Consider the following 17,991-nt stretch of genomic DNA (forward strand, 5'->3'; position numbering starts at 1 on the left):
CGTTAAGTTACTCGTGGGTAACTTACTGGTTCATCTTATTCGGCGCCCGCGAGCACACCGGCACGGGACCGACGATCGCGTCGCGACCGCGAATCGAGGGGCGAGCCGGGTGCGAGTGTCCCGTATCGACGCCGTAGCAGTAACGTCAGGGCGATGAGCAAGGCTGTGACCCCTGCCGCAGTGGGCGACCCGGTGGGCATAACCACGGACCAAGGGCCGACCGCAGGCGCTGTCGAACCATTGCCGCTGACCGGCGAGCGCACCGTCCCCGGCATCGCGGAAGAGAACTATTGGTTCCGTAGACACGAGATCGTCTACGCCCGCCTGCTGGAGCACTGCGCCGGAAAAACCGTGCTGGAAGCCGGTTCCGGAGAAGGTTACGGCGCCGATATGATCGCCGGTGTCGCCCAGAAAGTGATCGGCGTCGACTACGACGCCTGCGCCGTCGAGCACGTACGCGCGCGCTACCCGCGGGTAGAGATGATCCAGGGCAATCTCGCCGCACTACCGCTGGAGAACGCCTCGGTCGATGTCGTGGTGAACTTCCAGGTGATCGAGCACCTATGGGACCAGTCCCAATTCCTGCGCGAATGCCTGCGCGTACTCCGCCCCGGTGGCGAGCTGTTGATCAGCACCCCCAACCGGATCACCTTCTCCCCCGGCCGCGACACCCCGCTCAACCCGTTCCACACCAGGGAACTGAACGCCGCCGAGCTGACCGAACTACTGATCGACACGGGCTTCGAGGTCACCAGGATGATCGGCGTACACCATGGACCCGGCCTACTGGCATTGGATGCCAAGCACGGCGGTTCGTTCATCGACGCGCAGATCGAACGGGCGCTGGCCGGACAACCCTGGCCAGCGGAACTGACCGCGGACGTCGCAGGCGTCACGATCGACGACTTCGCATTGACCGCCGCGGATATCGACGCGAGCCTGGATCTGGTTGCCATCGCGGTGAAGCCTTGACCGAGCGCAGTACTGTGCCCGACGGGCATTCCGCAAGTCCGGTGCCAGGCCAGTTCACCTTGGTCCTGCACTCCCATCTACCGTGGCTGGCCAACCACGGCCGCTGGCCGGTCGGCGAGGAATGGCTCTACCAGTCCTGGGCGGCGTCCTATCTGCCGGTCGTCGCGGCACTGCGAACCCTTGCCGCCGAGGGCCGTTCACATCTGTTGAGCCTTGGCATCACACCGGTGCTCGCGGCCCAGCTGGACGACCCGCACTGCCTGGCAGGCATGCACCACTGGCTCGGCAACTGGCAACTGCGCGCCGACGAGGCCGCCATGGCGGGCAATCTCGCACTCGGTAGGCATGAGCACCGCTCGGCCGCCGCGGCGCTGACCGAATTCGAACAGTACTGGCGACACGGCGCGGCGCCGGTCTGGCGCGAACTCATCGATGCCGAGACCATCGAACTGCTCGGCGGCCCCTTGGCCCACCCATTCCAGCCGCTGCTGGATCCGCGGCTGCGGCAGTTCCAGCTCACCGAGGGCTTGGCCGATGCCGACTACCGCTGGGGGCACACACCCACCGGTATCTGGGCGCCGGAATGCGGCTACACCCCCGGTATGGAGATCGGCTACCAGGCCGCGGGGGTAACGCACTTCATGGTCGACGGCCCCGCGCTACGCGGCGACACCGCGCTCGGCCGCCCGGTGCACGAGTCCGATGTGATCGCCTTCGGACGCGATCTACAGGTGAGCTACCGGGTGTGGTCACCGAAATCGGGCTATCCGGGCCACGGCGCCTATCGTGATTTTCATCACTACGATCACGCGACGGGTCTCAAACCTGCCCGGGTCACCGGAAAGACCATCGCCGGACCGGACAAAGCACCCTACGACCCGGAACTGGCCGCCGCCGCCGTCACCCGCCACGTGGACGACTTCGTGCGCACTGTACGCGAGCGACTGATCGCCGAATCCGCGCGGATCGGACGCCCAGCATTGGTAGTCGCCGCATTCGACACCGAACTGTTCGGCCACTGGTGGCACGAGGGTCCGCAGTGGCTGGCCCAGGTGCTGCGGGCGCTACCGGAAGCCGGTGTCACCGTTGGCACACTCGCCGATGCGCGCGAGCGCGGCTACCTGGGCGAACCGGTACCACTGGCCGACTCGTCCTGGGGGTCGGGCAAGGATTGGCGGGTGTGGGCGGGCGAGCAGGTACGCGATCTGGTCGAGCTCAACGACGATATCGTGCGGCTGACCTTGGACACCATCGATAAGATGCGCGCCGCCGAGGGCGGTGTGCCCGGCTGGCGCGACCAGGTGGCCGATCAACTGCTGCGCGAGGCCATCCTGACCGTGTCCAGCGACTGGGCATTCATGGTGAGCAAGGAGTCCGCCGCCGGTTACGCGCGCGACCGTGCGCACCGGCACGCCCACGCGGTACGGGAAATCGCCGCGGCGATAGAGGCGGGCCAAGTCGCGAAAGCACGGCAGTTGGCGGCAGGATGGGGGGCGGCCGACGGGCTCTTCCCCGGCGTAGACGCACGACGACTGAGCTCAGCGGGGTCCATATCCCGCGCTCTCGGGGCAGTGTCCGCGACCGTACCGGAATCGGGCTCCGCCACAACGGACCCCGGCCTCGTCTCAGCGGACCCCGGCTGCGCCGCAGGAGGACTTGCATGAAGATTTTGATGGTGTCGTGGGAGTACCCACCCGTCGTGGTCGGCGGGCTCGGCAGACATGTACACCACCTCGCTGTCGAACTGGCCACGGCGGGCCACGAGGTGGTCGTACTGTCCCGGCGCCCTTCCGGCACCGACTCCTCCACCCACCCCACGCACTCTTTCGTCGCAGAGGGAGTACTCGTGGTCGCGGTCGCGGAGGACCCGCCGGTATTCGACTTCGACACGGATATGCTCGCCTGGACGCTGGCCATGGGACATGCCATGGTGCGAGCGGGCGTCGCCCTGGGTAAACCGGGTATCGGCGACGGCTGGGTGCCCGATGTCGTGCACGCGCACGACTGGCTGGTCGCGCACCCCGGTATCGCATTGGCCGAGTACTACGATGTGCCCTTGGTCTCGACCATCCACGCCACCGAGGCGGGGCGGCACAGTGGCTGGGTCGCGGGCAAGGTCAACAAACAAGTGCATTCGGTCGAATGGTGGCTGGCCAACGAATCCGATGCGCTGATCACGTGCTCGGCCTCGATGCGAGACGAAGTGCAGCGGCTCTACGGCCCGGAACGGATCCCGATGACGGTGATCCGCAACGGAATCGACGTGGGTGCCTGGACCTTCCGGCCGCGCGCACCGCGCAACGGCCCGCCGCGGTTGTTGTATGTGGGCAGGCTGGAGTACGAGAAGGGTGTGCAGGACGCGATCGCGGCGCTACCGCGTATCCGGCGTGCCCACCCTGGCACCACCTTGACCATCGCAGGCATCGGCACCCAATTCGAGTGGCTACGCGAGCGCACCAGGGTGCATCGGGTCGCCCGCGCGGTGACCTTCGCCGGTCAGCTCGCGCATGAGGAGTTGCTCGGCTGGCTGCACGGCACCGACGCGATCGTACTGCCCAGCCGGTATGAACCCTTCGGCATCGTCGGCCTGGAGGCCGCCGCGGCAGGCACACCGCTGATCACCTCGACGGCGGGTGGTCTCGGCGAGGCCGTGATCGATGGCGTCACCGGCGCATCCTTCGCTCCCGCTGATGTGGACGGCTTGGTCGAGGCGGTCTGCGCCACCCTGGATGATCCCGCCGCCGCCCAGCAGCGGGCCTACGCCGCAAGGGAACGGCTCACCGCCGATTTCGCCTGGGATGTGGTGGCCACGGAAACCGCTCAGGTGTACCAGTCGGCCAAGCGGCGGGTACGCAATCCGTTGGGCCGTCCGACCATCGTGGAACGCCCGCTGCCGGAGCGCGATCCGAAGTAGTGCGGTGCAGGACTGCGGTTATCCTTCGAGTTTTTTGACGATCCGCTCGACGGTGAGCCAGGTGCGAGTGGTGATGTCCTTACCGTAGGTCTTGTCCAGCCACGCCATGAAATCCGGTGTCTTGCCCGGATCACTGTTGTCGACGACCGCGAGGAACACGCGTGCGGTCTGGTCGTAACCGACGACCCTGGTGCGCGGATCTGGTTGTTCTGGCATGGTGACCTCGGTGGGCGCACTGTGCAGGAACGTCGCGATCAGATAGGTTCCGCGACCATGCTTCAGCCCGGGGAACGGGTCGGTGTCCAGCAGCGCGCGAAGTTCCTGGTGACTGCGGATGATCGTGCCGCCGCCGATCCCCAGGTCTCGGTGCAATGCCTGCTGAACGCGCTCCTGTAATGCGGGCACGTCGGTGTCGGCACTACGGAATACGATATTGCCGCTGGTGAGTACCGAGACGACGCCGTCGAACCCGAGCCCTTCGAATACCGCTCGCAGTTTCGCGTTACTCATGTTCGGGTTGCTCGGCATGATCCCGCGCAACAGCGCGACATAGCGTGTCATATCGGCGAAGCTACCCGGCTGCTCCGACAAACCAGCCGACCAGCCGGGACACGCCTGCGGCTAAGCGGTCTGGGTGATGCCGTTCTTCTTACGCGCGATGTCCTCCAGCGCCGCCAGGTACTCGGCGCGTTTTTCCGCACCAGCTTCCCAGGCCTCCTTGCGGTTCTTCACCACCTTGGCCGGTGCGCCGACGGCGATACTGTAATCCGGGATTTCCCCCTTGACCACGGCATGCGCGCCGAGCACACACCCGCGGCCGACCCTGGTCTCGCGTAATACGGTCACCTTGGCGGCGATCCAGGTATCGGGGCCGATGCGTACCGGGCTCTTCACAATGCCCTGGTCCTTGATCGGCATGTTGATGTCGTCCATCCGGTGGTCGAAATCGCAGATGTAGCACCAGTCGGCGACCAGGGTCGATTCCCCTATCTCGATATCGAGATAGGTGTTGACCACGTTGTCCTTGCCGAACACCACCTTGTCGCCGATGCGCAGCGAACCCTCGTGACAGCGAATCGCATTGCCGTCACCGATGTGCACCCAGCGACCGATCTCCATCCTGCCCAGCTCCGGCGTCGCATGGATTTCCACGCCACGGCCGAGGAACACCATGCCGCGCAGCACGATGTGCGGATTGGCCAAGCGGAACTTGAGCAACCGGTAGTAGCGCACCAGATACCACGGGGTGTACGCCCGATGCGCGAGCACCCAGCGCAGAGACGCCACTGTCAGAAATCGTGCCTGCTGCGGATCGCGACGGCGTGATCCCCGCCAGCGCGAACGCAACGGTGCGCCCCACATGCTCGTCACGAACGCCTCTCCTGTCCTGGTCCTACCTGCCGCCCGGCCTCGAGGGCTGCAGGATACAGCCTAGCGCCCACCGCGCATACCCCCGATGACTGGCAGGACTCGTTCACCCCCATGACGGTCTCCCGTACAGTGACTCCTGCGCACGGACACGCCGGTGCGAAGACGTTCCGGGACAGTAGTTCGGCACTTTTATCGGTCTCGTGCGAACCAACGACGACAGGAGTGCGGCAGGTGCGAAGCGGCGGCGTACTGGCTACTTTCCGGTGGCGATCATCCCGGAAACGTGTCGCGGCCGTACTGGCCACGACCGGTGTGCTGACCCTGTCCGGCTGCGGCACCGATGTCGACGACATCACCGCCGGTTCCGGTAAGGGATGGACCGCCGCCCACCACGACGGCCGCAACAGCGGAAGCAGCCCCGTCATCGGTACCAGGAAACTCACCCTGAGCTGGTCACGTCCGATCGGGGGGCCGATCGCCGAACCGGTCACACTCGGGCCGGAGGGCCAGATGTTCATCACCACCAGGCTGCCGAACTGCTCGATCTTCTCCTTCCAGATGGAGACCGGGCGTAAGCGCTTCTGCAATACCCTCGGCCCCACCGCGATATCGGCGCCGACTGTGGTCGACGGTATGACCAACGTCTATGTCGGGGACGACAACCATGTGAACTCCTTCAACTACATGGGCCAGCCGCGCTGGCGTACCTCGGTCGTCGGAACACCGGTCTCGGTGCAGTTCACCGGCGACGGAAATCTGCTGACCATCACCCAGGCCGGTCAGATCGACGTGCTGTCGCGGCAGACAGGCACCCGCCTGGTACCGACCGCTCGGCTGCTCGACGAACCGGATCTCCCGGTCCGGTCGGCCCTGTCCCGACCTACCCTCGGAACCGAACTCGACGACTGTTTCGCCGGCGGCCCGGAATGCCCGGTCGCGAACATCTCCCCCATCGACGCCTCGAACGGCCGCTTCTACGTCACGCTGTGGCGGCCGGACGAGCCCACCGCCGCGCTGGTGGCCCTGCGCTACACCGACGGCGGTATCCAGCAGGAGTGGAGCGCGCGACTGCTGGAGCGCGGCAGCGCGACCAGCCCGACCCTGTCCGCGGACGGCGGCACCGTCTACGTCGGGGACAACAGCAACCGTCTGCTCGCACTCGACACCGCCGACGGACGCACCAAGTGGGTCAAGCAGCTGGCATGGACACCACACGGAGGTATCTCGGTATCCCGCGACGGACTCATCATTCCCGCCGGTGACGACGGCTATCTGCTCGCACTGCGGGACGAGGGCGATACCGTCGAAGTCGCCTGGGAACGTAAGGATCTCGCACTGCGCGGCACCCCGGTGCAGACCGCGGGCAACACCGGCTACACCACCGCGGCCATCGGCGAGGGCCTGAACCTGATCACATTCGACACCGAGACCGGCGCCACCATCGATTCCGATGTCCTTCCCCGAGCACAGGGCAGCACTACCGGCACATCGGTCGGCGCCGAAGGCGAAGTCGTTGTCGCCACCCGGATCGGCGAGATCTTCGCCTTCGAACCGGAATAACCACCGGCCACCGCTACCGGGTGCGCGAGTCCATCGCAGTGCACAGGAAGGCGGTCGGCGTGCGTCCGATTCGAGTGATCACCAGGGTGAGCGGCCGAGAACCTGCCGGTTTCAGGGTGCGACGCAGTCGGTCCGGATCCACCTCGACACCTCGGACGAGGATCTCCAGCGGCCCGCAATCGTTGCGGCGGAGTTCGGCGCGCAGGGTCTTCTCGCGATAGTCGAGACGGTCGATGATGCGGAAACCGCGTATCCCGGCGGGGAGATGGTCGCCGGTGAGATAGGCGATGCGGGGATCGAGTTGCCATAAGCCGTGTTTCGCGGCGTAATGCCGGACCAAGCCGGCACGCACCACAGCGCCGTCCGGGTCGATGATCCATTCCCCCGGCGTGCGCTCATCGATACTGTCGGGTTCGGCGTCGGTAAGAGTCCATGCGGCGCCGGTGGACGAGAGCACCGTGGCACGACGGGTGACACCGGATTCGGTGAGTCCCCTCGACCACAGGCAGGCCTCGCGGACCGCACCGTCCAGCGAAACGACCTCGATCTCACCCGGCCAATCCAGCCGGTCGAAATCCAATCCGGGAGCGCATTTCACGGCCAGATCGCGATCCGGGTAGGTCGCGAGCAAGTCCGGCAACGGCGGCTGTAGCTTGGCCGGATCATGGGTTCGTCTGCCCTCGGAACGCCGCGCCGGATCGGCGACGATCACGGTGTCGCTGCTGCACGGGCGCAGCGCATCCGCCTTCGCCAGCAATACATTCCGCACAGGCGCACCGGTGCCGGACGTACTCGGCTCACCCACCGGGAACCGGCGCTGCCCCAGATTGTGCGCGGCGATGGCCAGCCGCACCTCGTCCAGATCGCTGCCGACCACAGCAGGGCATACCCGCGCCAATTCGACGAGGTCCGCGCCGATCGAACAAGTTACGTCGTGCACGTTCCGCCCGGCCAGGCGCACGGCCCTGTGCCTTGCGACGGCGGTCGGGGTCGCCTGCTGCAGGGCATCGTCGGTGAACAGCCACTCCGACGCGGCGGCGAGTTTGGCCGCGGCGCGGCGGCGCAGCCGGACTGTCTCGACCAGCGCCGCGGCCCGGTCGCCGTTGGCCCGGCGCACCTGCTCGAGATCCTGCAGCAGGGATGCCGAGGTCAACGCCAGGTCGTCCACCGTGGCCAACGCGGCCCGGCCTGCCGAGCTGCTCAGATACCCGACATCATCGCGGGAAAAGTGATAGCCCACTACCGATCACCTACGGCAACCGCCAGGACACCGGGTACCCGAACGTCCGGATCCCGAGTGTGGCTGCCGACAGCGGCTCACTCCTGCCTCGGCAGCGCCGAGACAGGGTGACGCGGGCGGAAAAGGGTCGCGATCCACTACTTTCCGGCAGCACTCGGCTTCACGCCGGTGATCATGGCGTTGTAGAAGAACTGGCGCGGCACCACGCGGCGCATGACCTTCTCGTCCAGCCAGCTCAGTCCCTGCCAGGCCCGGTACATCGCCATCCGGTAGCGCATGGTGAGTTTCTCGTCCGGCACCGCCGCCTCGAAGGTACGCACCGGCCAGCCCCACAGTGCGGCCGCGAATTCCTCGGTATTGGCGGACACCTCGACCGCGCCCGCCGAACGAGCCATCGCCTCCAACGCGCGCGGATCGAAGGTATGCAGATCGACGACCGCTTCCAACGCCGCGGCGCGTGAGGACTCGTCCAGCTCCTCCTGCGGACGCCGCCACCCGCTGAACATCGGCAGCTTGGTGATCGTGGTGGTGACCCCCCAGGTGATCCGGCCCAGCCAGCGCGCGTAGAAGTTACCCACCGTGGTCGGCTCGCCCGCGAAGACGAAGCGGCCGCCGGGCTTGAGAACGCGCAAGCATTCCTTCAGCGCCAGCTCGACATCGGGGATATGGTGCAGTACCGCGTGGCCGACCACCAGATCGAACGTATCGTCCTCGTACGGAATGGTCTCCGCGTCGGCGACCCGGCCGTCTACATCCAGTCCGAGATTGCGCGCATTACGGAGCGCCACCTTCACCATGCCCGGCGACAGGTCGGTGACCGAGCCTGATGCCGCCACCCCGGCCTGCATCAGGTTCAGCAGGAAGAATCCGGTGCCGCACCCCAGTTCGAGCGCTTTGCCGTAGGGCAGTGGAGCCGGACCGACAGCGGCGTCGAATCGTCCGCGAGCGTATTCGATACAGCGTTCGTCATACGATATGGACCATTTGTCGTCGTAGGTCTCGGCTTCCCAATCGTGGTAGAGCACCTGGGCCAGCTTCGTATCTTTGCGCGCTGCTTCGACCTCCGCCTCGGTGGCATGCGGGTTCGGCGCAGGGTCCTCGGGACTTACCGTCATGGTCGGCTAGCCTACCCAAATCCCCAGTTGACGCCTGCTATCGCCCCACGAATTCCGCCGCCCCTGGGCCATCGACCAGATAAGAACCTGTTCCGATCAGGCGATCTTCGGTCAGGAACAATGCGGACCATTCGGTCCTGGCACGGTCGAAGCCGTGTGGGCCTGCTTCGAAGACCGCTTTCGCGGCGGACAACGCGCGGGCCGGACCGGTCACGAACTGCTGCGCCCACCGCATCGCGGTGAGGTACACATCGTCCGGTGCGACGACCTCGTCGACCAAGCCGAGCGCCTTCGCCTCGTCCGCGCCGACGAAACGACCGGTGTACACGAGGTCCTTGGCAGGGCCTGGCCCGATCAGCAACGAAAGCCTGCGGATACCCGCGAGCGGAATCAGGCCCGCCTTGATCTGTGGCAGCCCCAGTTTGACATTGTCACCGATAACGCGGCGATCGGCGCCGAGTGCCAGTTCCAGCCCGCCACCGAGACAGTAACCACTGATCGCCGCGACTGTCGGCTGCGGAAGGCGGGCCAGACAGCCGAGCGCCCGCTGCAGATCGGCCGCCACAGCGCCTGCCTGATCGGCCCCGAAACCGGATAGTTCGGCCAGATCATCGCCGGCCGAGAACACCCGCTCATCGCCGTATACGACCACTGCGGCGACACCGGGGTCAGCCGCGACCGCGTCCGCCGCTTCGGCCAGCTCCAGCGCCAGCTGCACGGTCAGCAGATTCATCGGCGGGCGAGCGATCCGCAGGACGGCCACCCGGCGGGCGGCATTCCCCTCGATCAACTCCACGGTCACGAATTCGGCCATGGGAAGCCACGCTACCGGGGCCTCCACAAGCCTTTACGGGCGGATGGATCCCTTGAGCTGACCGGCATCCGGGAGATCGGCGAAGTAACGCTGGTTGTCCGGGAAGGACAACAGCTGTTCACCATTCCCCTCGACCAGTACCGGCAGGATCGGATCGATCGCGGGCTGCGCGGCCAGAATGTCGGCCGTTGAACCGAACGCGCTGAGCGCGACCAGCTGTGACCAGGTCGGCGGTAGCAGCACATCGGTGCCGCTGCGCCAACGTGCCAGTGCCTCTGCCGGAGTACGCCACTGCACCTCCGCCGCTTCCGATGTGGCGCCGTCGGCACGTTGCCCTTCCGGCAGCACCGCAACGAAGAACCGGGTGTCGTAGCGGCGTGACTCGATCACCGGGGTGATCCAGTTGGCCCACGGACGAAGCAGATCGGCACGCAACACCAGCTCCTCCTCGGCGAGGAACGTGGCCAGCGACAATTCTCTGCGCTCCAGCTCGGCGCGGGCAGCGCGGTAGCCTGCGGTATCCGCGACGACGCTGTCGCCGGTCGGGCCTGCCAGCAGAACGCCACATTCCTCGAACGTTTCCCGCACCGCCGCGCAGACCAGTGCCTTGGCCTTGGTCTCAGTGGTAGCGAAACGCTCGGCCCACCAGGCAGGCTCCGGCCCGGCCCACTCGATATCCGCAGTACCGTCGGACGGGTCGACCCCACCGCCAGGGAATACGGTCATCCCCGCGGCGAATGCCATAGCACCCACCCTGCGCTGCAGAAATGTCTCGGGTCCTGCCGCGCCGTCGCGCACGAGCATCACTGTCGACGCATCCTTGGGTGACGCTGCCGACGGCACTGAGCCGTGCTGCGCTTCTGTCTCACTCACCCTTGCACCCTAACGTGCGCTTGGTGAGCATAGTCACGCCAGCCGGATCAGCGAGTGCGATGGCGGCCCGCCCGGCGAGACCGCCGCGCGAAGTAGCGCCCGTCCACCCGATCCAGTGCGATCGACTGCCGGAAAGCGTCACTGAGATTCTCCGCGGTGAGCACATCCGGGAGCAATCCTTGCGCGACCACCTCACCCTCGTTGAGCAACATGCCATGGGTGAATCCTGGGGGTATCTCCTCCACATGGTGGGTGACCAGCACCATCGCGGGCGCATCCGGATCGGCGGCGAGATCACCGAGCCGCTCCACCAGCTCCTCCCTGCCGCCCAGATCCAAACCCGCGGCGGGTTCGTCGAGCAACAGCAGTTCGGGATCGGTCATCAGAGCACGGGCAATGAGCACTCGTTTGCGCTCGCCTTCCGACAACGTCCCGTAGGTACGGTCCGAAAGATGTTCGGCACCCAGGTTTTCCAACATGTCGATAGCGCGGTCGATATCCAGGTCGTCGTACCGCTCCCGCCAACGACCGAGCACCGCGTATCCGGCGGACACCACCAGATCGCTGACTTTTTCGGCGAGCGGAATCCGGTTGGCCACGGCGGCCGAGGACAGACCGATACGCGGGCGCAGCTCACTGATATCGACTTTGCCCATCTGCTCCCCGAGCAGATAGGCGACCCCCGAGGTGGGATGCATCTCGGCCGCGGCCATCCGCAGCAGCGAGGTCTTACCCGCCCCGTTGGGGCCGAGGACCACCCAGCGTTCGTCGAGCTCGACCTGCCAGGTGACCGGACCGACAAGAGTATGTCCGGAACGGCGAACGGTCACGTCGGTGAAATCGATGAGCAGATCGGGATCCGGTTGCGGCACGGGCTCCATCTTGGCGCACCCGTGGGGGCACGTGCCAACACGGGGAGGTGACGGGGACCTGATCCGGTGTACCCGGCAGCGCTGAACACGGGCCCGACCGGACCCGCGCCGGACGCGGCAGAGTCACGTTCAGGCGTTCACCAAGACCGGGGAGGCACCGCGATCACGGTCATCGAGCCCGGTTCCACCTCGGTGAATCCCGCGTCACGCACAGCGACCGCGGCTCCGGCGACCACCGGTCCGGCCAGAGCTGACCACTGCCGGGCGTCCGCTTCGCGCACCGAGCACCGAAATCCGAGTTCCGACCAGCGCAACGCATGGTCCACCGGCAGTGCCGCCGCCAGCAGCATGCTCGCGTGTCCCACCTGCGCTGCCGCCTTCCCCAGGGTCATCCCGAGCGCGGTGTGCACCCACAGCACGGGCAGCTCGGGATCCGGCGGGCCCGGATCATCGTGGTCGAGGTCGGTTCCACCGACCTGCAGACGTTTGATCAGTGGATCCACCGCACCCACCGGACCAGGCACCAGCGCCCTGGCCTGTGCCCCGGCAATCTCGGCGGTGACGCCACGCGCCGCACAACTCGCGTGCCACTTGCTGCCGCGAGCGCGCCGGGCGACCTTGCGGATATGCGATCGCGTCCAGGCCAGATAAGGCTCCTGCCATATCCCACCCTGGCCGACCCGCTCGTCCAGGCACAGGGCAACCACCGCGGTGGCCGCCGCGGCGAGCAGCGCGCTACGCGGCGGCGGATCGGTTTTGGGTAAATGCAAGATCAGCTGCATCGCCTGCACCATGGCCGGATCATCCGGGTCGCCGACAGCACCGTGGCCGCGGGCCAGCACTGCGTGCCTGGCCCGGAAACCGGCATCGTCCGAACCGATGACGGCAGTAAGGTCTTCGCCGCTGTCCTGAGTTCGGACGCGGTCGGCCGAGGTGTTCATCATCGCAGCACCTCGACTCTCACCGCCAGGTCCACGAAACTGCACACCTATCCGAGCCTACCGATCCGCTACCATCCTCGGCCGGGCCGGTACGCGGCCGGATCGTACGGTCGAGGGCCTCAGCCCAGTGGGACGCGGCGCAGCAGGCCATCGGTGGCATCGGCGGCCTCCACTTCGTGCCGGGTGACCCCGAGAATGAACAACACCGCGTCCAGATAGGGATGCGAGAGCGCGGCATCGGCCACCTCACGCAGCGCGGGCTTGGCATTGAAGGCGATACCGAGCCCGGCGGCATTGAGCATATCGATATCGTTGGCACCGTCGCCGACCGCGACGGTCTGGCCCATGGTTACCCCGGCCTCCGCCGCGAACGTGCGCAGCGCGGTGGCTTTCGCCGCACGGTCGACGATCTCGCCGACAACCCGGCCGGTCAAGGTGCCTTCGACGATCTCCAAGGTGTTCGCCTGCACGAAGTCCAGTTCCAGCTCATGTGCCAGCGGTTCGATCACCTGGCGGAACCCGCCCGACACCACACCGCAGCGGAAGCCGAGCCTGCGCAGGGTGCGGATGGTGGTGCGAGCACCTGGCGTCAGCTCGATCTGCTCGGCGACCTCCTCGATCACCGACTCGTCGAGCCCGGCCAGTGTGGCCACCCGCTGGCGCAACGATTCCGCGAAGTCGATCTCCCCACGCATGGCGGCTTCGGTCACCCGCCGGACCTCGTCCTCCACGCCCGCGTGCGCGGCGAGCATCTCGATCACTTCGCCCTGGATCAGGGTCGAGTCCACATCGAACACGATCAGGCGTTTGGCGCGGCGAGACAATCCGGCACGCTCCACCGCGACATCCACCTGCTCCCGCACCGCGACCTCGGCCAACGCCGTACGCAGCCGGGAATCGGTATCCGGTCCGGGATCGGTCGCGGTGACCATCAACTCCATCCCGGTCACCGGATAGTCGGCGATTCCGCGGATGGTGTCGATATTGGCGCTGAGGGTGGCCAGCTGCCGCGATACCGCGCTGAACGCGCGTGCGGTCACCGGGGCGCCGAGGATCACCACCGCGTGCGTGGAGATCGGTTGCCTGCCGATCGCAGCGCCTACCTCGACCTCGACGTGCATGCCGACGGTGTTCATGGCTTCTTCGAGTTCGTCCTGCAATGCCTCCGGATCATTCGGACAGGCCACGAGGACACCGAGAGTCAACCTGCCCCGGATCACGACCTGCTCCACATCCAGCAAGCTCACCTGATGCCGGGACATCGCCGCGAGCAGCACGGACGTCACACCGGGACGATCGGGTCCGGTGACGGTGACGAGAACGGTGGTGTCGGCCAACTGATGTGCTCCATCTTCGATGTTCGCCGCCGCTGTGCCGGACCTCGTTGTCGCGACGTACGCGGTGCGTGCTGTCTCCCCAAACGAGTGTGCACCCGCTGGTGACCAGCGGGTGCACACATCACGAGGAATCCTACGGCGCGGCCGGATCAGGTCCGGCAACCGCCTACTTGGTTATCGCGGCCGTTTCATGGACCTGCGTGCCGTGCTTGCCCGAACCCCAGCCCACATGAGCCTCGGCGCGCATGCGCTCGACCATATGCGGGTAGTGCAGCTCGAAGGCGGGCCGCTCGGAACGGATGCGCGGCAGCTCGTAGAAGTTGTGCCGCGGCGGCGGGCAGGTGGTAGCCCATTCCAGCGAGTTGCCGTAGCCCCACGGATCGTCCACGGTAACGACCTCGCCGTAGCGGTAGCTCTTGAAGACGTTCCACAGGAACGGGAGCATGGACGCGCCGAGCACGAAGGCGCCGATGGTCGAAACCGTGTTCAGTGCGGTGAAGCCGTCGCTGGGCAGGTAGTCGGCGTAGCGGCGCGGCATACCTTCGTTACCGAGCCAGTGCTGCACGAGGAACGTGGTGTGGAAGCCGATGAACGTGGTCCAGAAGTGCCACTTGGCCAGGCGTTCGTCCAGCATCCGTCCGGTGATCTTGGGGAACCAGAAGTAGATGCCCGCGTAGGTGGCGAACACGATGGTGCCGAAGAGCACGTAGTGGAAGTGCGCCACGACGAAGTAGCTGTCGGTGACGTGGAAGTCCAGCGGCGGGCTGGCCAGGATGACGCCGGACAGACCACCGAAGAGGAAGGTGACGATGAAGCCGATGGAGAACAGCATCGGCGATTCGAAGGTCAGATGACCGCGCCACATGGTGCCGATCCAGTTGAAGAACTTCACACCGGTCGGGACCGCGATGAGGAAGGTCATCAGCGAGAAGTACGGCAGCAGCACCGCACCGGTGGCGTACATGTGGTGCGCCCACACCGCGACCGACAGCGCCGCGATACCGAGGGTGGCGTAGACCAGGGTGGTGTAGCCGAAGATCGGCTTACGCGAGAAGACCGGGAAGACCTCCGAGACGATGCCGAAGAACGGCAGCGCGATGATGTACACCTCCGGATGGCCGAAGAACCAGAACAGGTGCTGGTAGAGCAGGATGCCACCGGTCGCCGGGTCGTAGATGTGGGCACCGAGATGCCGGTCGTAGGCCAAGGCGAACAACGCGGCGGTAAGGATAGGGAAGGCCATCAGGATCAGCACGCTGGTCACGGCGATGTTCCAGGTGAAGATCGGCATCCGGAACATCGTCATACCGGGTGCGCGCAGGCAGATGACGGTGGTCAGCATGTTCACACCACCGAGGATGGTGCCGAGACCGGAGACCGCGAGACCGAGAATCCACAGGTCGGTGCCGACACCTGGCGAATGCAGGATGTCGGTGAGCGGCACGTACGCCGTCCAGCCGAAGTCCGCGGCGCCGCCGGGGGTGATGAAGCCCGCGGTGGCCATGGTGGCGCCGAAGGCGTACAGCCAGTAGCTGAACGCGTTCAAGCGCGGGAAGGCGACGTCGGGGGCGCCGATCTGCAACGGAAGGATGATGTTCGCGAAACCGAACACGATCGCGGTCGCGTAGAACAGCAGCATGATCGTGCCGTGCATGGTGAACAGCTGGTTGAACTGTTCCGTGGAGAGGAACTGCAGGCCGGGCCGTGCCAGCTCACCACGCATCAGCAGCGCCATGAGACCACCGATGAGGAAGAAGGCCATCGACGTGGTCAGGTACATGACACCGAGAACCTTGGGGTCCGTGGTGGTGACCATCTTGTAGATGAACGAGCCCTTCGGCCCGGTCCGAGCCGGATACGGCCGAGTCGCTTCCAATTGAGGGACTGGCTGGGGCTCTACGGCAGTCACTGATCCTCCTGAAAGGTGCCTTTAGGTCGCTCCGCAGGCTCCGCTGATCGCATCCACCCCGACCACTTCGGGACAGACGACAGTTCGCTTGCGCTATTCGCATCGTAAACCTTGGCGTCACGGCGAACCGAACGGGTCCTACTCTCTGTCGTATTTCAGTGCTCACAGGCAGATCGGCGACCCGGCGAATCGCCGTGCGTCGATTGTCCGTTCTGGTGGTATCCGCTCCGCTAGGGGCAGCAAACCCGTGGTGTCCTCGTCCGAGACCGACCGGCGCGCACATGTACCCTCTCTCGCATGCCGGTGAGCGACGTGATGCGTAGCGACGTAACGCGTGGAAGCACTCGAACTCGCGCCCTCAGCACCCGAGGCGGTCATCATGGCGGGGCGGCTCGTCGGCTCCTGACGCTCGCTACCGGATGCCTCGCGCTGATACTGGCGGGCTGTGGCAGTACAGCCGACGACACGGCCGACTCCGCCTCGATCGTGCGGACCACGACGAATATCGCGGGAGCGGGTGTGGTCGGGCTCGATCGTGATACCACCCGAGCCTGCGCCCTGCCCAGCTCCCCCGATCCGGCAACGGGCCGGACACGCGAGGTCACCCATGCCGCGGGTGTCTCCGCGGTGCCTGCCGACCCGCAGCGCATTGTGGTACTCACCACCTCCGCACTGGACGCGGTCTGCGCATTGGGGCTGTGGGAGCGGCTCGTCGGCGCGGTCACCCTGGATGGGCCGAAACCGCAGCCTGACTACCTCGGCACCGGCATCCGCGATATCCCAGGCATCGGAACCGCCGCGCGACCCGATCCAACCCGGATAGCCGAACTGAACCCGGATCTGATTCTCGGTGAGGTTCCGGCCGGAGCGGCGAGTTTCACCGCATTACAGGACATCGCGCCGACTGTGCTGGTCGGCACGAACACCAGCTGGCAGGCCGAATTCATGGCATTCGCCTCTGGTCTCGGTCGCCGCGGCGCCGCGGAGACCGCGCTGCGGGATTTCCGCACCGAGGCGCGCGATACCGGCGCCCTGCTGGTGGCGAACCAGACTCAAGCGTCGGTCATCAGGTTCACCGCCGAGACCAACCGGGTACAAGGCGGTGACAGCTTCTCCGGCCAGGTCCTCGGTGAAGTCGGCGTGCAACGGCCCCCTGCCCAACGTGGCGCTTCGTTCGATGTGCACCCGAGCGAGTTCGCCACCGAGGTGGAGGGCGATGTGATCTATGTGATCTTCGCGGGTCCCGAGGGCAAGGAGCGTGGTGCGACCGTGCTACGCACCGAGGCGTGGAAGGAACTCGGGGCCGCCGGCGATCGCCGGGTGTTCGCCGTCGAGGACACCGTCTGGCACGGCAGTGGCCTCATCGCCGCTCGGGCGCTGCTCGCCGATCTGCGCAATACCCTCAACGGCTACGTGACCGACTGAGCATCAGCGGGCATACACCCAGGGTGGGGAATCGCCCACCCTAGGAGAGCGTGGTTCAGCGCTTGGGTCGGTGTCCGAAGTCCGCCTCGAGGACGAGATTGAAGGGGTACGCCGAACCCCTCTTGGACCGAGATTCGAGGACACGACATGTATACGCTGACCGATTCGCTCACCGATACCCGGTGTGTCCAGCCTTCGGTGCGCCCTACCACCGAGATCGATCCGCACGCTGTCGTGGTGTCCGCCCCTGACTGTGATCTCACTTACGCCAACCTGTACCGCTGGTCCAACCGGCTCGCCCGGCTGCTGCTGCGGCACGGCGTCTACCCCGGAGCACGGATCGCTGTGGCGATCGACCAGACGCTCGAATCCGTGGTGGTCGAACGAGCCGCCACCACGATCGGCGCAAGCACTGTCCCGTTCACCGGCGACGGCTACGTGACCGCAGGCACCGTACTCGGGATCACTACCAAGGATGCGCATCCCGGGTCGAGTTCCGGGATCACCTGGCTGGTGCTGGACGAGCGCTCCACTTTGCAGCACTACCTGACCTGCTCCGATGCCCCGCTCAGCCCAGCCGCTCTTGACCTGCTTCCGGTAGCCGGCTGATAACCGGCTGACCGAGCACACCCCTCCCCCAGTGGCCCG

Annotated in this window: 16 protein-coding genes; 6 read left to right on the forward strand and 10 right to left on the reverse strand. The window is 66.2% G+C overall.

The annotated features are described in order from the left end of the window. Nucleotides 1-153: 153 nt before the first annotated feature. From ACL02S_RS13665 to ACL02S_RS13675, 3 genes are read left to right on the forward strand one after another with little or no spacing between them, the layout of a single operon-like run. Complete coding sequence (locus ACL02S_RS13665) at nt 154-972, forward strand: class I SAM-dependent methyltransferase (protein WP_412802741.1); 819 nt, start codon at nt 154-156, stop codon at nt 970-972. After that, entirely contained in the window at nt 969-2,636 is a 1,668-nt protein-coding gene (locus ACL02S_RS13670) for a 1,4-alpha-glucan branching protein domain-containing protein (protein WP_412802742.1), read from the forward strand. The genes ACL02S_RS13665 and ACL02S_RS13670 overlap by 4 nt, the downstream gene beginning before the upstream one ends. Further along, nucleotides 2,633-3,886, forward strand: coding sequence for a glycosyltransferase family 4 protein (locus tag ACL02S_RS13675; protein ID WP_412802743.1), 1,254 nt, complete (start codon nt 2,633-2,635; stop codon nt 3,884-3,886). The genes ACL02S_RS13670 and ACL02S_RS13675 overlap by 4 nt, the downstream gene beginning before the upstream one ends. Before the next feature lie 18 nt (nt 3,887-3,904). Here ACL02S_RS13675 and ACL02S_RS13680 read toward each other — a convergent pair whose 3' ends face one another. Together ACL02S_RS13680 and ACL02S_RS13685 are read right to left on the reverse strand one after the other, a co-directional pair. Next, on the reverse strand, nt 3,905-4,447 hold the full coding sequence (locus tag ACL02S_RS13680; RefSeq protein WP_412802744.1) for a DUF1697 domain-containing protein: 543 nt from the start codon (nt 4,445-4,447) through the stop codon (nt 3,905-3,907). Between the two features lie 60 nt (nt 4,448-4,507). Continuing rightward, the gene (locus ACL02S_RS13685) at nt 4,508-5,248 is read right to left on the reverse strand and encodes an acyltransferase (protein ID WP_412802809.1); all 741 of its coding nucleotides are present in this window, start codon (nt 5,246-5,248) and stop codon (nt 4,508-4,510) included. Nucleotides 5,249-5,488: 240 nt separating this feature from the next. Here ACL02S_RS13685 and ACL02S_RS13690 point away from each other — a divergent pair, with 240 nt between their 5' ends. Further along, nucleotides 5,489-6,817, forward strand: a complete 1,329-nt coding sequence (locus tag ACL02S_RS13690) for an outer membrane protein assembly factor BamB family protein (protein ID WP_412802745.1) — start codon at nt 5,489-5,491, stop codon at nt 6,815-6,817. Between the two features lie 13 nt (nt 6,818-6,830). Here ACL02S_RS13690 and ACL02S_RS13695 read toward each other — a convergent pair whose 3' ends face one another. From ACL02S_RS13695 to ctaD, 8 genes are all read right to left on the reverse strand, one after another. Next, nucleotides 6,831-8,057: a THUMP-like domain-containing protein gene (locus ACL02S_RS13695; protein ID WP_412802746.1), complete on the reverse strand. Its 1,227-nt coding sequence runs from the start codon at nt 8,055-8,057 to the stop codon at nt 6,831-6,833. 137 nt (nt 8,058-8,194) lie between these two features. Continuing rightward, on the reverse strand, nt 8,195-9,172 hold the full coding sequence (locus ACL02S_RS13700) for a class I SAM-dependent methyltransferase (protein WP_412802747.1): 978 nt from the start codon (nt 9,170-9,172) through the stop codon (nt 8,195-8,197). A gap of 37 nt (nt 9,173-9,209) precedes the next feature. Continuing rightward, nucleotides 9,210-9,986: an enoyl-CoA hydratase-related protein gene (locus ACL02S_RS13705; protein ID WP_412802748.1), complete on the reverse strand. Its 777-nt coding sequence runs from the start codon at nt 9,984-9,986 to the stop codon at nt 9,210-9,212. A 33-nt stretch (nt 9,987-10,019) separates the two neighbouring features. Beyond that, nucleotides 10,020-10,790: an NUDIX hydrolase gene (locus ACL02S_RS13710; RefSeq protein WP_412802810.1), complete on the reverse strand. Its 771-nt coding sequence runs from the start codon at nt 10,788-10,790 to the stop codon at nt 10,020-10,022. A 116-nt stretch (nt 10,791-10,906) separates the two neighbouring features. Continuing rightward, entirely contained in the window at nt 10,907-11,740 is an 834-nt protein-coding gene (locus ACL02S_RS13715) for an ABC transporter ATP-binding protein (protein ID WP_412802749.1), read from the reverse strand. 128 nt (nt 11,741-11,868) lie between these two features. Beyond that, nucleotides 11,869-12,675: a peptidyl-tRNA hydrolase gene (locus ACL02S_RS13720; protein WP_412802750.1), complete on the reverse strand. Its 807-nt coding sequence runs from the start codon at nt 12,673-12,675 to the stop codon at nt 11,869-11,871. A 116-nt stretch (nt 12,676-12,791) separates the two neighbouring features. Beyond that, on the reverse strand, nt 12,792-14,009 hold the full coding sequence (serB, locus tag ACL02S_RS13725; protein WP_412802751.1) for a phosphoserine phosphatase SerB: 1,218 nt from the start codon (nt 14,007-14,009) through the stop codon (nt 12,792-12,794). Between the two features lie 166 nt (nt 14,010-14,175). Beyond that, nucleotides 14,176-15,918, reverse strand: a complete 1,743-nt coding sequence (ctaD, locus tag ACL02S_RS13730; RefSeq protein WP_412802752.1) for an aa3-type cytochrome oxidase subunit I — start codon at nt 15,916-15,918, stop codon at nt 14,176-14,178. Between the two features lie 297 nt (nt 15,919-16,215). On the opposite strand from ctaD, the gene ACL02S_RS13735 reads away from it, so the two are divergent. Together ACL02S_RS13735 and ACL02S_RS13740 are read left to right on the forward strand one after the other, a co-directional pair. Continuing rightward, nucleotides 16,216-17,343, forward strand: coding sequence for an ABC transporter substrate-binding protein (locus ACL02S_RS13735; RefSeq protein WP_412802753.1), 1,128 nt, complete (start codon nt 16,216-16,218; stop codon nt 17,341-17,343). A 147-nt stretch (nt 17,344-17,490) separates the two neighbouring features. Then, entirely contained in the window at nt 17,491-17,952 is a 462-nt protein-coding gene (locus ACL02S_RS13740) for an AMP-binding protein (protein ID WP_412802754.1), read from the forward strand. The last annotated feature ends 39 nt before the right edge of the window (nt 17,953-17,991 follow it).

Source organism: Nocardia spongicola (assembly GCF_047200775.1).
GTDB lineage: Bacteria > Actinomycetota > Actinomycetes > Mycobacteriales > Mycobacteriaceae > Nocardia.